Origin of the sequence: Bradyrhizobium sp. CCBAU 53421 (genome assembly GCF_015291625.1) — a bacterium.
Classification (GTDB): domain Bacteria; phylum Pseudomonadota; class Alphaproteobacteria; order Rhizobiales; family Xanthobacteraceae; genus Bradyrhizobium.
Genome location: NZ_CP030047.1, coordinates 1,362,642 through 1,375,988 on the forward strand (window position 1 = coordinate 1,362,642; position 13,347 = coordinate 1,375,988).

Consider the following 13,347-nt stretch of genomic DNA (forward strand, 5'->3'; position numbering starts at 1 on the left):
GGGATTGGCGGAGCGATGGTCTTTTCGCCAGTCCCTTTTTGTGAAGTTTCGCAAGAGGGATCGGCAATGAACAAGTTCTCTTTATTCCTTCGCTCTATTGTCATCGGCTGCGCGGTCGTGTTTGCGGCTGCGCCCGCGGCCGACGCCGCGCCGAAGAAAAGCTTCAAGGTCGCCTGGTCGATCTATGTCGGGTGGATGCCCTGGGGCTATGCGGCCGACACCGGCATCGTGAAGAAGTGGGCCGACAAATACGGCATCGCGATCGAGGTCAAGCAGTTCAACGACTACGTCGAATCGATCAACCAGTACACCGCCGGCGGCTACGACGCCGTCACCATCACCAACATGGACGCGCTGTCGATTCCTGCCGCAGGCGGCGTCGACACCACCGCGGTCGTGATGGGCGATTTCTCCAACGGCAATGACGCGGTGATCCTGAAGAACAAGTCGGATCTCGCCGCGATCAAGGGACAGACGGTCAACCTGGTCGAGTTCTCGGTGTCGCATTATCTGCTCGCCCGGGCGCTCGAGACGAGCAAATTGAGCGAGAAAGACGTCAAGGTCGTCAACACCTCGGATGCCGATATCGCGGCTGCCTACAAGACATCAGACGTCAATGCGGTCGTGACCTGGAATCCGATCGTGACCGAGATCCTCGGCTCACCCGACGCCAAGAAGGTGTTCGATTCCTCGCAGATCCCCGGCGAGATCATGGACCTGATGGTGGTGAACACCGCGGTCGCCAAGGACAATCCGGATTTCGCCAAGGCGCTGGTCGGCATCTGGTACGAGACGCTGTCCAGGATGACGGCGAACGATCCTGCGGCGAAGGCCGCCAAGGAGGCGATGGCCAAGGCCTCCGGCACCGATCTCGCCGGTTTCGACAGCCAGCTCTCGACCACTAAACTGTTCGACAAGGCAACCGACGCCGAAGCCTTCACACGCAGCAAGACTGTCGGGGCGACGATGGATCGGGTCCGCAAGTTCCTGTTCGAGAAGGACCTGCTCGGCAAGGGCGCGAAATCCGCCGACGCCGTCGGCATCGAACTCGCAGACAAGTCGGTGCTCGGCGACAAGTCCAACGTCAAGCTGCGCTTCGACCCGACCTTTATGGACGAAGCCGCCAAAGGGAAGCTTTGAGGGCAAACTCTGACGCCAAGCCTTGACGCGCCCAGCGCCATTCTCGAGCAGGAGCCGGACATGCGACTTGTGAACATACGGCCGGGACGGCAGACGCGATTCTATCTGCTCGCGCTGCCGTTCCTGTTGGTCGCAATCGCCTACTTCGCCGGCTCCAGCGCGCGGCTCGCGCAAAACCCGAACGACAAGCTGCTGCCGGCGCTGCCGAGCATGGTGCAGGCCGTCAAGCAGATGGCGTTCGAGGTCGATCCGCGCACCGGCAGCTACCTCATGCTGTCCGACACGGTCGCGAGCCTCGGGCGGCTGGGGGCGGCGCTCGCGATCTCGACGGTGGCGGCGCTCGTGCTCGGCATCGTGATCGGGCTGTTGCCGGGCGCCAACGCCTTGCTCGGGCCGTTCGTGTCGGTGACGTCGATGGTGCCGCCGCTGGCGCTGCTGCCGATCCTGTTCATCGTAATGGGGCTCGGGGAGAACTCCAAGATCGCGCTGATCGTGATCGGCACGCTGCCCTGCATGATCCGCGATCTCGCCATGAAGGTGCAGGAGCTGCCGCGCGAGCAGATCGTCAAGGCGCAGACGCTCGGCGCCTCGACCTGGCAGATCGCGCTGCGCGTCGCAATGCCGCAAACCCTGCCGCGGCTGATCGACGTGCTGCGGCTGCAGCTCGGACCGGCGTGGCTGTTCCTGATCGCGGCCGAGGCGATCGCCTCCGACTCCGGGCTCGGCTACCGGATCTTCCTGGTGCGGCGCTATCTCGCGATGGACGTGATCATCCCCTACGTCGCCTGGATCACGCTCTTAGCGTTCCTGATCGATGTCGGCTTGCGCGTCATGCAGCGCAGGCTGTTTCCCTGGTTTGCCTCGGTGAGGGCGGAATGAGCGCGATCCGGTTCGACGATGTCTGGAAGGAATACGGCGATCACATCGTGCTGGAGCGCATCACGATGGAGGTCGAGCCGCGCGCCTTCATTGCGCTGGTCGGCCCGTCCGGCTGCGGCAAGACCACGCTGCTTCGCATGCTGCTCGGCGAGGAGCAGCCGAGCCGCGGGCAGATCCTGGTCGACGGTAAGCCGCTGCCCGCCGAGCCGGATGCCGACCGCGGCGTGGTGTTCCAGCGCTACTCGGTGTTTCCGCATCTGACCGTGCTGCAGAACGTCATGCTCGGCCGCGAACTGCGCGACGCCAGATTCACGGCCCGGCTGTTCGGCGCCGCCCGGCGCGCAGCTACCGACGATGCCATGAAGCTGCTCGCCGAGGTCGGGCTCGCCGGCCAGGAGGGCAAATATCCATCCGCGCTGTCGGGCGGCATGCAGCAGCGCCTCGCGCTGGCGCAGGCGATCATGCGCGAGCCAAAAATCCTGCTGCTCGACGAGCCGTTCGGCGCGCTCGATCCGGGCATCCGCGCCGACATCCATCTGCTCATGAAGCGGCTGTGGAACGAGACCCATCTGACCGTGGTGATGGTCACGCATGACCTCAGCGAGGCCTTCGGGCTCGCAACGCGTGTGATCGCGCTGGAGCGGCAGCGCAACCGGCCCGAGGAACGCGAGCGCTACGGCGCCACGGTGTCGCGCGACCTCGAAATATTCCCACGCCGCAGCGCCGAGCTGCGGTCATCAGTTCAACCAGCTCCGATCGGGACGACCCGGTCAGGCAAGGAGCATCAGCCGGGACGGCCCGGCGCTCTCGTCTTGAAGGAGCAACCATGATCCTCACAGAGGAACAGAAGGCCGAGATCGCGGCGCATACCCGACGTTACAACGAGCTGAAGGCGGCAGGGCAAGAGCATGCGCCGCGCGCGCTGCCTCAGCCGACCTCGCGCGACGCCGCGCCGATCGCTGCCGATGCAATCATCCATCGCGAAGTGATTCCGGCCGGCTGGTACTGGACCACGCGGCTGAATCGCGGCGAGGCGCTGCGCATCGTCAATAGCTCGGGGACATCGACCGTCAGCCTGCTCGCCTGGAATGCCGCCGATCCGACCGAGCGGCTCAACCACGCCGACACCATCAAGGTGCAATGGGCGGCGCGCCTCCAGAAAGGGCGTGTGCTGCTGTCGGACATGGGGCGGGCGCTGCTCGGCATCACCGAGGACACCAGCGCCGCGCATGACGCCGTGGTCGGCGGCTCGAGCGCGGCGACCAACCTGGCGAAATACGGTGACGGCGACTTTCGCAATACGCGCGACAATTTCATCCTGGCTGCCGCCAAGCTCGGGCTCGATCGCCGCGACGTCCATCCCTGCGTCAGTTTCTTTGCACCGGTCGCCATCGATGAGGACGGCAGGTTTGTCTGGTCTGGTGCGCGCCGGCACAAGGGCGATTTCGTCGACTTGCGCGCGGAGATGGACCTGCTGATTGCGTTGTCGAACTGTCCGCATCCGCTCGATCCGGCGGAAAGCTATCCGCGGACAAGCGTGGAAGTGGTGCGCTATCGCGCAGCCAAGCTCTCGGCCGACGATTTGTGCCGCACCGCGACGGCCGAGGCGATCCGCGCCTATCAGAACAATGCGCTGTATTTCGGCGAGATGAGCGAAGGAGCCGTGCGATGACCACGCAACCGGCTCAAACCCGCGGCCGCATCGTTCTCGATGTCGAAATTCCTGCGCGCAAGCCATGGTCGGCGATCATCCGCAAAGGGCAGACGCTGCGGATCGCCGATACCCATGGCCAGCAGGCGGTCGACACGCTGTTCTATCGCGCCGACGACTACCAGGAGCGCTACAGCGGGCAGGATACATTGCGCGCGCAAGGCTCGGCCTATGTCGGGCTCGGCACCAGGATCATGTCCAATGAGGGCCGCGTGATGCTGCGTGTGACGGCCGACAGCTGCGGCCTGCACGATACCTCGGCCGGCGCCTGCTCTTGCGAGAGCAACACCGTGCGGTTTGGACATCAGACCCGCTACCAGCACGCCTGCCGCGAGAACTTTGTGATCGAGGCCGCGAAATACGGCATGTCGAAGCGCGACATCGTGCCGAATTTGAACTTCTTCATGAACGTGCCGATCGATGCCGCCGGCAATTTCACCGTGGTCGACGGCGTCTCCAAGCCCGGCGACGCCATCGAGCTGGTTGCCGAGATGGACGTGCTGTGCCTGATCTCGAACTGCCCGCAGATCAACAATCCCTGCAACGGTTTCTTCCCGACGCCGGTTCAGGTCACGATCTTCGACGTCGCGATCTTCGAGCCGGAGGCGTGAGGCATGTTCAGCAAGGTCCTGATTGCCAACCGCGGCGAGATCGCCGGGCGGATCGGCAGAACATTGCGTCGCATGGGCATCTCTTCGGTCGCGGTCTATTCCGACGCCGACCGCTTCACGCGGCCGGTGCTCGACGCCGACGAGGCGGTGCGCATCGGCCCGGCGCCCGCCGCCGAGAGCTATCTCAACGTCGATGCGATCATGGCGGCGTGCCTTGCGACCGGCGCGCAGGCGGTGCATCCCGGCTACGGCTTCCTGTCGGAGACCCGCCGCTTTGCCGAGCGGCTCGCCGAACACGGCATCAGATTCATTGGGCCGCGGCCGGAGCATCTCGACGCCTTCGGCCTCAAGCACCGCGCACGCGAGATCGCCGAGCGTAGCGGCGTGCCGCTGCTGCCCGGCTCCGGCCTGCTGGAGACCATCGACGAGGCGGTGCGCGAGGCCGAGAGGATCGGCTTTCCGGTGATGCTGAAGAGCACGGCGGGCGGCGGCGGCATCGGCATGCAGCTCTGCCACGACATGGCGACGCTGCGCGAGCGGTTCGAATCCGTGCAGCGGACGGCACGGGCAAGCTTCGGCGACGCCCGGGTGTATCTCGAGCGGTTCGTCGCGCGCGCGCGCCACATCGAGGTGCAGATCTTCGGCAACGGCAAGGGCGAGGTGATCGCGCTCGGCGAGCGCGACTGCTCGCTGCAGCGGCGCAACCAGAAGGTCTTTGAGGAGACGCCGGCGCCTGGGCTCTCCGCCGGCATCAGGTCGCGGCTGCACGCGGCCGCGGTGTCGCTCGGCAAGGCGGTGGCTTACGAATCCGCCGGCACGGTGGAGTTCATCTACGACGTCGAGCGCGAGGACTTTTACTTTCTTGAGGTGAACACCCGTCTCCAGGTCGAGCATCCCGTCACCGAACAAGTCACCGGCGTTGACCTCGTCGAATGGATGATCCGGCAGGCGGCCGGCGAGGACGTGCTTGGCCACGCGGGCGCGATCGCACCAAAGGGCGCGGCGATCGAGGTGCGGCTTTATGCCGAGAACCCGGGCGCCGGCTTTCGCCCGAGCGCGGGCCGGCTGACGCAGGTCAGCTTTTCGGGCGATGCGCGGATCGACGGCTGGATCGAGACCGGCACCGAGGTGTCGCCGTTCTACGATCCGATGCTGGCCAAGATCATCGTGTCAGCCGAGACGCGCGAGGCCGCAATCGCAAAGCTGACGCAGGCGTTGGATGACACGGTCGTCGCCGGCATCGAAGCCAATCTCGACTATCTGCGTGCGATCGCTGTGTCCGACGTGTTCCGCAGCGGGCAGGTCGCGACCAGCGTGCTCGGCGCGTTCGCCTATCGTCCCCGCACCATCGACGTCGTCGCACCCGGCGCGCAAAGCGGGGTGCAGGAACTGCCCGGCCGCTTGCATCTCTGGCATGTCGGCGTGCCGCCGAGCGGGCCGATGGACGAGCGGTCGTTCCGCCTCGCCAACCGCGTGGTGGGAAATCCGGAAGTGACGACTGCGCTGGAGCTGACCGTCAACGGACCGACCTTGCGCTTCAACACCGATGCGATCGTCGCGTTCTCGGGCGCGCGCATGAAGGCATCGCTCGACGGCGCTGAAGTCGCTTATGACGAGCCGGTCAAGATACGCGCAGGCCAGACGCTCGTGATCGGCAGCATCAAGGGCCCAGGCCAGCGCACGTATCTCGCCGTGCGTGGCGGCATCGACGTGCCCGAGATTCTCGGCTCGCGGGCGGTGTTCGCGCTCGGTGCGTTCGGTGGCCATGCGACGGGATCGCTGAAGGCCGGCGACGTGTTGCATATCGGCGCGAAGACGCAAGGCCTTGCGGCGCCGCGGCGTGCTACGGAGGACGAGCGGCCACAGCTCACATCGGCGTGGCAGATCGGCGTCGTCTATGGCCCGCACGGCGCGCCGGATTTCTTCCTCGACGACGACATCGAGGCGCTGTTCGCGTCGAGCTACGAGGTGCACTTCAACAGCGCCCGCACCGGCGTGCGGCTGATCGGGCCGAAGCCGCGCTGGGCCCGTGCCGATGGCGGCGAGGCCGGGCTGCATCCGTCGAACATCCACGACAACGCCTATGCGGTCGGCTCGATCGACTTCACCGGCGACATGCCGATCATCCTCGGCCCCGACGGACCGAGCCTCGGCGGCTTCGTCTGCCCGGCGGTCGTCGCGCGCGACGAGCTCTGGAAGGTCGGCCAGCTCCGGCCCGGCGACACCGTCCGCTTCGTGCCGGTGAAGCGCGACGATCCGGTGGCCGGCCCCACGGTGCTGCGCGCGCCCGAGCTTGGCGCGGCCATCGTCGGCCGCAACGACGACGGCCCTATCCCGGTGGTTTACCGCCGCGCCGGCGACGACAATCTCCTGGTCGAGTACGGCCCGATGGAGCTCGACATCGCGCTGCGGCTGCGCGTGCACGTGCTGGCGCAGGCACTCGAGGACGCCAAGCTCGGCGGCCTGATCGACCTCACGCCCGGCATCCGCTCGCTGCAGATTCATTATGACGGCACGGCGCTTTCGCGAACGAGGCTGCTCGATGTGCTCAGGCGGATCGAGCGCGAACTGCCTGACGTCGATGCGATGCGGGTGCCGAGCCGCACCGTGCATCTGCCGCTGTCGTGGCGCGATCCGCAGGCGGAGCTCGCAATGCGCAAGTATCAGGAGCTGGTGCGCGCGGATGCGCCATGGTGTCCGTCGAATGTCGAGTTCATTCGGCGCATCAACGGGCTCGGCAGCGAGGAGGACGTCCGCCGCATCGTGTTCGATGCGGATTACTTCGTGCTCGGCCTCGGCGACGTCTATCTCGGCGCGCCGGTCGCGACCCCGCTCGATCCGCGGCATCGCCTCGTGACCACCAAATACAACCCGGCGCGGACCTGGACGCCGGAGAACGCGGTCGGCATCGGCGGCGCCTATATGTGCATCTACGGCATGGAAGGGCCGGGCGGCTACCAGCTGTTCGGCCGCACCATCCAGGTCTGGAACACCTGGCGCACCACGCGGGTGTTCGAGCCCGGCCATCCCTGGCTGCTGCGGTTCTTCGACAAGATCCGCTTCTTCCCTGTTGACGCCGACGAACTGCTGGATGCCCGCGCCGCATTCCCGCACGGCCAATACGACATCAGGATCGAAGAGGGCGAATTCTCCTACGCCGACTACGCGAAGTCGCTGGCCGTTGCTCGGCCGTCGATTGCGGCGTTCAAGGCGACCCAGCAGGCCGCGTTCGATGCCGAGCGCCAGCGCTGGCGCGCGATGAAGCTCGACGAGACGCCGGCGGAATCGATCGATGCAGGCGTTGCTGCGACGGGCATTCCCGATGGACAGGTCGGCGCGTTCTCGGAAGTGCCGGGCAACATCTGGAAGATCCTGGTCGAGGAAGGCGCCAACGTTGCGGCCGGCGATGTGCTTGCGATCATCGAGTCGATGAAGATGGAAATCAGCGTGCACGCGCCGAGCGCGGGCAAGATTGCGTCGGTGCCGGTGAAGCCGGGGCAGACGCTGCGTGCGGGCGATGTCGTGGCGTTGATCCGGCCGGAGTAGATTCGGCCGCGTCACGAGTTTTCCGCGGCGATCTCTGCTCCCGTCATTGCGCTACGGGGGACGATCGGACGGAAGCCGACAGCGCCACGCCTCGCTGGCAAGGAGGCGGCGCTGTCGCTCGGCGGCGGCAGGCCATCCGGAGCGTATCACGCTGAGGACCGCAGCGTCGGCGGATGGTCCTTGATCGCAGGCGAAATAGGCGCGAAGCCGCCCTTCGCAGCGGAAGCCGAGGCCGGTGTAGAGCTCGAGCGTACGCCGCAGCCGCCAATCCAGATGCACCTCGGCGCGCTCGACGGCGAGCACCTCGAACGCATACCGCGTCATGAGATGCGCGACGTGGCTCATGAGCAGCGCCTCGTCCAATCGCCCGCTGCTCCAGATCGGCGCAAGCGTCGCCCGCTTCTCGTCCGGCTCGAGCGCCGCGACAGCGGTCAGGCCAATGATCTCGCCTGACCCGGCGTCCTCGATCGCGAACGCGGCCGTGTCGTTCGCGCAGCTCAGCGTGGCTGCCACGCGCGCGGCCACCGCCTGGCCGGAGCCGCAGCGATCGAGCGGCCGAAGCGTGCCGGAGTCCCCGAGCGGCTTCACCCGCGAGATCGCGGAGCCGCGGATCCTGGTCAGCAGGATGCGGTCGGTGGCCAGGGCGGCATGGCTGTCTGCGAATTGCATGCCCTATTGACGCATCGAACCAACATGCCGTCAAATGACTGGAATGGCAGTTCATATGCGGATTGGTCATGTCCCTGAATCCGAGACACGTCGACCTGTTTCGCGAGGTCGTGCGTCACAACGGAATCACCAAGGCGGCGCTGAGCCTGCGGATCGGGCAGCCCTTCGTCAGTCGCGCCATCGCGCGGCTGGAGCGCGAGATCGGCTTCGCGCTGTTCGAACGCGGGCGCGGCGGCGTCACCTTGACGCCGGAAGGCGAGATATTCCTGCATGAGGTGAAGCGCAACCAGGCCGGGCTGGAGTATCTGGCGCGTGCGGCGCGCGGCATTCGCGCGCGGGGCAGCGGAACGCTGAGGATCGCCTGCCTTCCGGCATTCACCTACTCGTTGATGCCGCGGATCGTCAGCGCCTTCTCCAGGAAGAACCCCGGCATCATGCTGTCGGTCGCCGTGCATAGCCCTGAACGGGTCTGGAGCCTGGTTGCTGCGGGCCAGTGCGATGTCGGGCTGGCGCGACCCCAATCGGGTTTTGCGGCGGTCGACGACGAATTGCTGATGACGACCGACGCCATCTGCGTGCTGCCGCGTCAGCACCGGCTGAAGTCCAAGCGATTGATCAGGCCAAAAGACCTGCACGGCGAGGCGATGATTGCGCCGGCGCCGGGCGCGCCGCATCGTACGCGCCTCGAACGCGCTTTCGAGGACGCCGGGGCCGAGGTCAGAACGGTGGCGGAGATTCAGTACAGCATGCAGCGTTGCGCCCTGGTTGCGCAGGGGCTGGGCTTCTCGATCGTCGATCCCGTCGTGGCGCGGGATTTTGCCAGCGCCCGGATCGTGCTCAAGCCGTTCACGCCGCGGTTGGAGCTCACCACCGTGCTGCTGTTTCCGTCGCAACGGCCGCGCAGCCGTCTTGCGCTCGAATTCTGCGACCTGGTTCGCGCCGAGACCGCGGAATACAGGAAGCCCGCCCGCGCGCCGGCCTGACCCGATGCGTACCGCCTCGCTCGGATGTGGTGTTGTCCCGCGACCAGCCGCCGTTGGTCACGCGCGGGGAACCCCGCCTCACACCTCGAGCCACTCCTCGCGGACGGCGGCGTTCGCCTTGAGCTGGTCGGGGGTGCCTTCGAACACGACGCGGCCGTGGCCCATGATGTAGACGCGGTTCGAGATCTTCATCGCGATCGAGAGCTTCTGTTCGACCAAGAGGATGGCGACGCCGGCTTTCGCGATCCGTGCGATCAGCTCGCCGACCTGCTGCACGATCAACGGCGCGAGGCCCTCGGTCGGCTCGTCGATCATCATCAATTCGGGATCGCCGAGCAGGGTGCGGCAAGTGGTCAGCATCTGCTTCTCGCCGCCCGACAGCACGCCGGCCGGCGTGTCGGCGCGGCGGGCGAGATTGGGGAACATGTCGAGCATCTCCTGCAGCCGCCATTTGCCGGGGCGCCGCGGGTCCTTGATGCCGAGGATCAGGTTCTGGCGCACCGTCAGGCTCGGGAAGATGTCGCGATGCTCCGGCACATAGCCGAGCCCGAGGCGGGCGATCTTGTGGCTCGGCAGGCCCACGATGTCCTTGCCCTTGAAGCGGATGGTGCCCTGCGGCGGCACCTCGCCCATGATCGCCTTGACGGTCGTCGAGCGGCCGACGCCGTTGCGCCCGAGCAGGCTCACGACCTCGCCGGCGGCGATGTCGAGATTGACACCCTGCAGGATGTGGCTCTTGCCGTAATAGGCGTGGAGATTCCTGACCTCGAGCATCAGTCGACCTCCTCGCCGAGATAGGCTTCCTTGACCTTCGGATTGCCGCGGATTTCCTCAGGAGTTCCGGAAGCGATGATGTGGCCGTAGACCAAGACCGAGATGCGGTCGGCGAGGCCGAACACCACGCTCATGTCGTGCTCGACGATGACGAGCGTGCGGCCTTCGGTGAGGCGGCGGATCAACGCGACGGCGCGCTCGGTCTCGGCGTGGCTCATGCCCGCGGTCGGCTCGTCCAGCATGATGACGTTGGCGCCGCCCGCGATCGTGATGCCGATCTCGAGCTCGCGCTGCTCGGCATAGGTGAGCAGGCCCGCCGGCACGTCGCGGCGATGACTGAGGTGGATGTCGTCGAGAATCTGCGCGGTGCGCTGCTTCACCTCGGGCAGGGCGTCGACGTTCTTCCAGAACGCGTAGCGGTGCCCGGTCGCCCACAGCACGGCGCAGCGGACGTTCTCCCACACCGTCATGCGGGCGAACACGTTGGTGACCTGGAACGAGCGCGACAGCCCGCGCCGATTGATCTCGAACGGCCGCAAGCCGGAGGTGACCTCGCCGTTCAGGCGGATCTCGCCCGAGGTCGGCTTGATGTGGCCAGAGATCAGGTTGAACGTCGTCGACTTGCCGGCGCCGTTCGGGCCGATGATGGCGTGACGCTCGCCCTTGGCAACGCTCAGGTTCAGGTCGCGGATGATCTGGACATTGCCGAAGCTTTTCTCGACGGCGTTGACTTGGATGGCAGCGGTCATGCCAGATACCCCCGATCACGGGCCACTGTCGCGGCGCGATCCCAGGCTTCGGCGACTCGCCGCCAGGTGATGCGCGCGACCAGGAAGCCGCCGACGAGCAGAACCGCAGCAGTCACCCAGGTCGTCGGCTCGGTCGCGACGAAGGGGACGCCGAGCAGATTGATCGGATCGCCGCCGGAGAAACGTGCGACGGTCTCGATGGTCAGGATGATGCCGAGCGCGAACGCCAGCGTCGGGATCGCGGCGACCAGGTAGGACGGGATCACGGTGCCGAGCGTGCCGGCGCGGAGCAGCGGGCGGTGCTTCATCAGGATGCCGGCGATGCCACCGGGTGCGAACATCACGATGCCGATGAAGATGACGCCGAAATAGAGCTGCCAGACCGAGGTGACGTTGGTCAGCCCGAGCTGCAGATAGGTGACGAGGATGGCGCCGAGGATCGGGCCGAAGAAATAGGCGGTGCCGCCGATGAACGCGGAAAACAGCACCCACGCCGATTGCACCGCGCCGAGATAGGCCGCGTTGGCGATCTCGAAATTGATCGCGGTCAGCCCGCCGGCGACGCCTGCGAAGAAGCCGGCGAACATGTAGGCGAGATAACGCACCACATGCGGATCGTAGCCGATGAACTCGACGCGCTCCGGATTGTCGCGCACCGCGTTGCAGATGCGCCCGAGCGGCGTCCTCGTCAGCGCGTACATCGCGATCGCCGAGACCAGCACCCAGAACGCGATCAAATAGTAGACCTGGATCTGCGGCCCGAAGGTCCAGCCGAACAGCGGCGTCAGCGAGGTGCGGTCGGTGGTGATGCCGGATTCGCCGCCGAACACGCTGCGCAGGATCAGCGACGACGAGGCGACCAGCTCGCCGATGCCGAGCGAGATCATCGCAAACACCGTGCCGGCGCGCTTGGTCATGACCCAGCCGACCAGCAATGCGAAGGCCATGCCACCGATGCCGCCGACCAGCGGGATCACCGGCAGCGGGATCGGCCAGTTGTGGCTCGCGACCGCATTCATGACATGCACGGCGAGGAAGCCGCCGAGGCCGTATTGCACGGCGTGTCCGAACGAGAGCAGCCCGGTTTGACCGAGCAGGATGTTGTAGGACAGCGCGAAGATAATCGCGATGCCGATCAGGCTGAACGAGGTCAGCGAGCCGCCCGAGGAGAAGATCATCGGCAGCACGATGAGCCCGATGGCTGCGAGCAGCCAGACGCCATAGAAGCCGAGCGCGCCGCCGGGCTCCTGCTTGGCAGCGGCGATCGAGGGCGTGGGAGCGTTGGTCATGACTCGCGCGTCCCCAACAGGCCCATGGGGCGGAAGATCAGGACCAGCACCAGCAGCAGATAGGGCAGGATCGGCGCGATCTGCGCGATCGTGACGTTCCAGATGTCGGTCAGCGGCGAGGGACCGAGGCTCGGATCGAGCGGGCCGAACAGGCTGGCGAGCGAGCCGTTGAGCGCGACCGCAAAGGTCTGGATCAGCCCGATCAGGAGCGAAGCGATGAAGGCGCCGGGCAGCGAGCCGAGGCCGCCGAACACGATGACGACGAACAGGATCGGGCCGAGCAGCGCGGCCATGTCGGATTGCGTCACCAGCGAGGGACCGGCGATGACGCCGGCGAGACCCGCCAGCGCGCTGCCGACGCCGAACACCAGCATGAACACGCGGCCGACATTGTGGCCGAGATGGCCGACCATGCTCGGATGGGTCAGCGCGGCCTGCACGATGAGGCCGACCCGCGTCCGCTTCAGCGTCACCAGCAGCGCGATGAAGATCACGACCGAGACGACCAGCATGAAGATCTTGTAGGCGGGGTAGTTGGTGGAGAACACCGTGAAGGCGGGGAAGTCGAGCGCCGCCGGGACCCGGTAGTCGACCGGGCTCTTGCCCCAGATCATCGAGACGATTTCCTCGATGGCGAAGGCGAGGCCGAAGGTCAGCAGCAGCTCGGCGACATGGCCATGCTTGTGGGTGTTGCGCAGGCCGTAGCGTTCGACGCCCATGCCGACCACGCCGACCAGGAGCGGTGCGATCACCAGCGCCGGCCAGAAGCCGATCCAGCGGGTGAGCTGAAAGCCGAAGAACGCGCCCAGCATGTAGAAGCTCGCATGCGCGAAGTTCAGCACGCCCATCATGCTGAAGATGACGGTGAGCCCGCTGGACAGCAGAAACAACAGCATGCCGAACAGCACGCCGTTGAGCGTCGAGATGACGATGAGCTCAGCCACGGCGCACTCGCTTGAGACTGGAACGGTTCACGTGATCAAAGACCTGTCGCTG

The 13,347-nt window shown here is 66.2% G+C and carries 12 protein-coding genes; 7 read left to right on the forward strand and 5 right to left on the reverse strand.

Annotated features, from left to right (window positions below; genetic code table 11):
* Window positions 1-66: 66 nt before the first annotated feature.
* The 6 genes from XH92_RS06360 to uca are packed head-to-tail and all read left to right on the forward strand — an operon-like array spanning window position 67 to window position 7,887.
* Entirely contained in the window at window positions 67-1,140 is a 1,074-nt protein-coding gene (locus tag XH92_RS06360) for a putative urea ABC transporter substrate-binding protein (RefSeq protein WP_194458481.1), read from the forward strand.
* A gap of 60 nt (window positions 1,141-1,200) precedes the next feature.
* Entirely contained in the window at window positions 1,201-2,019 is an 819-nt protein-coding gene (locus tag XH92_RS06365) for an ABC transporter permease (protein ID WP_194458482.1), read from the forward strand.
* Window positions 2,016-2,849: an ABC transporter ATP-binding protein gene (locus XH92_RS06370; RefSeq protein WP_194458483.1), complete on the forward strand. Its 834-nt coding sequence runs from the start codon at window positions 2,016-2,018 to the stop codon at window positions 2,847-2,849. The genes XH92_RS06365 and XH92_RS06370 overlap by 4 nt, the downstream gene beginning before the upstream one ends.
* Window positions 2,846-3,691, forward strand: a complete 846-nt coding sequence (locus tag XH92_RS06375; RefSeq protein WP_194458484.1) for an urea amidolyase associated protein UAAP1 — start codon at window positions 2,846-2,848, stop codon at window positions 3,689-3,691. Before XH92_RS06370 ends, XH92_RS06375 begins: the two co-directional genes overlap by 4 nt.
* Complete coding sequence (locus XH92_RS06380; protein WP_194458485.1) at window positions 3,688-4,341, forward strand: urea amidolyase associated protein UAAP2; 654 nt, start codon at window positions 3,688-3,690, stop codon at window positions 4,339-4,341. Before XH92_RS06375 ends, XH92_RS06380 begins: the two co-directional genes overlap by 4 nt.
* Window positions 4,342-4,344: 3 nt before the next feature.
* Window positions 4,345-7,887, forward strand: coding sequence for an urea carboxylase (gene uca, locus XH92_RS06385; protein ID WP_194458486.1), 3,543 nt, complete (start codon window positions 4,345-4,347; stop codon window positions 7,885-7,887).
* A 51-nt stretch (window positions 7,888-7,938) separates the two neighbouring features.
* Here uca and XH92_RS06390 read toward each other — a convergent pair whose 3' ends face one another.
* The gene (locus XH92_RS06390; protein WP_194458487.1) at window positions 7,939-8,556 is read right to left on the reverse strand and encodes a GNAT family N-acetyltransferase; all 618 of its coding nucleotides are present in this window, start codon (window positions 8,554-8,556) and stop codon (window positions 7,939-7,941) included.
* Window positions 8,557-8,624: 68 nt separating this feature from the next.
* Here XH92_RS06390 and XH92_RS06395 point away from each other — a divergent pair, with 68 nt between their 5' ends.
* A complete protein-coding gene (locus XH92_RS06395; protein WP_194458488.1) occupies window positions 8,625-9,539 on the forward strand; it encodes a LysR family transcriptional regulator in 915 nt (304 codons plus the stop codon).
* 78 nt (window positions 9,540-9,617) lie between these two features.
* Here XH92_RS06395 and XH92_RS06400 read toward each other — a convergent pair whose 3' ends face one another.
* The 4 genes from XH92_RS06400 to XH92_RS06415 are packed head-to-tail and all read right to left on the reverse strand — an operon-like array spanning window position 9,618 to window position 13,295.
* The gene (locus XH92_RS06400) at window positions 9,618-10,313 is read right to left on the reverse strand and encodes an ABC transporter ATP-binding protein (protein WP_194458489.1); all 696 of its coding nucleotides are present in this window, start codon (window positions 10,311-10,313) and stop codon (window positions 9,618-9,620) included.
* Window positions 10,313-11,062, reverse strand: a complete 750-nt coding sequence (locus XH92_RS06405; RefSeq protein ID WP_194458490.1) for an ABC transporter ATP-binding protein — start codon at window positions 11,060-11,062, stop codon at window positions 10,313-10,315. Before XH92_RS06405 ends, XH92_RS06400 begins: the two co-directional genes overlap by 1 nt.
* A complete protein-coding gene (locus XH92_RS06410) occupies window positions 11,059-12,351 on the reverse strand; it encodes a branched-chain amino acid ABC transporter permease (protein ID WP_194458491.1) in 1,293 nt (430 codons plus the stop codon). Before XH92_RS06410 ends, XH92_RS06405 begins: the two co-directional genes overlap by 4 nt.
* Window positions 12,348-13,295, reverse strand: coding sequence for a branched-chain amino acid ABC transporter permease (locus XH92_RS06415; RefSeq protein ID WP_194458492.1), 948 nt, complete (start codon window positions 13,293-13,295; stop codon window positions 12,348-12,350). The genes XH92_RS06410 and XH92_RS06415 overlap by 4 nt, the downstream gene beginning before the upstream one ends.
* Window positions 13,296-13,347 lie beyond the last annotated feature (52 nt).

Coding starts and splice junctions, on each gene's coding strand:
- XH92_RS06400 (WP_194458489.1), bottom strand. CDS start 10,313: ATGCTCGAGGTCAGGAATCTCCACGCCTATTACGGCAAGAGCCACATC.
- uca (WP_194458486.1), top strand. CDS start 4,345: ATGTTCAGCAAGGTCCTGATTGCCAACCGCGGCGAGATCGCCGGGCGG.
- XH92_RS06365 (WP_194458482.1), top strand. CDS start 1,201: ATGCGACTTGTGAACATACGGCCGGGACGGCAGACGCGATTCTATCTG.
- XH92_RS06380 (WP_194458485.1), top strand. CDS start 3,688: ATGACCACGCAACCGGCTCAAACCCGCGGCCGCATCGTTCTCGATGTC.
- XH92_RS06405 (WP_194458490.1), bottom strand. CDS start 11,062: ATGACCGCTGCCATCCAAGTCAACGCCGTCGAGAAAAGCTTCGGCAAT.
- XH92_RS06360 (WP_194458481.1), top strand. CDS start 67: ATGAACAAGTTCTCTTTATTCCTTCGCTCTATTGTCATCGGCTGCGCG.
- XH92_RS06375 (WP_194458484.1), top strand. CDS start 2,846: ATGATCCTCACAGAGGAACAGAAGGCCGAGATCGCGGCGCATACCCGA.
- XH92_RS06410 (WP_194458491.1), bottom strand. CDS start 12,351: ATGACCAACGCTCCCACGCCCTCGATCGCCGCTGCCAAGCAGGAGCCC.
- XH92_RS06370 (WP_194458483.1), top strand. CDS start 2,016: ATGAGCGCGATCCGGTTCGACGATGTCTGGAAGGAATACGGCGATCAC.
- XH92_RS06390 (WP_194458487.1), bottom strand. CDS start 8,556: ATGCAATTCGCAGACAGCCATGCCGCCCTGGCCACCGACCGCATCCTG.
- XH92_RS06395 (WP_194458488.1), top strand. CDS start 8,625: ATGTCCCTGAATCCGAGACACGTCGACCTGTTTCGCGAGGTCGTGCGT.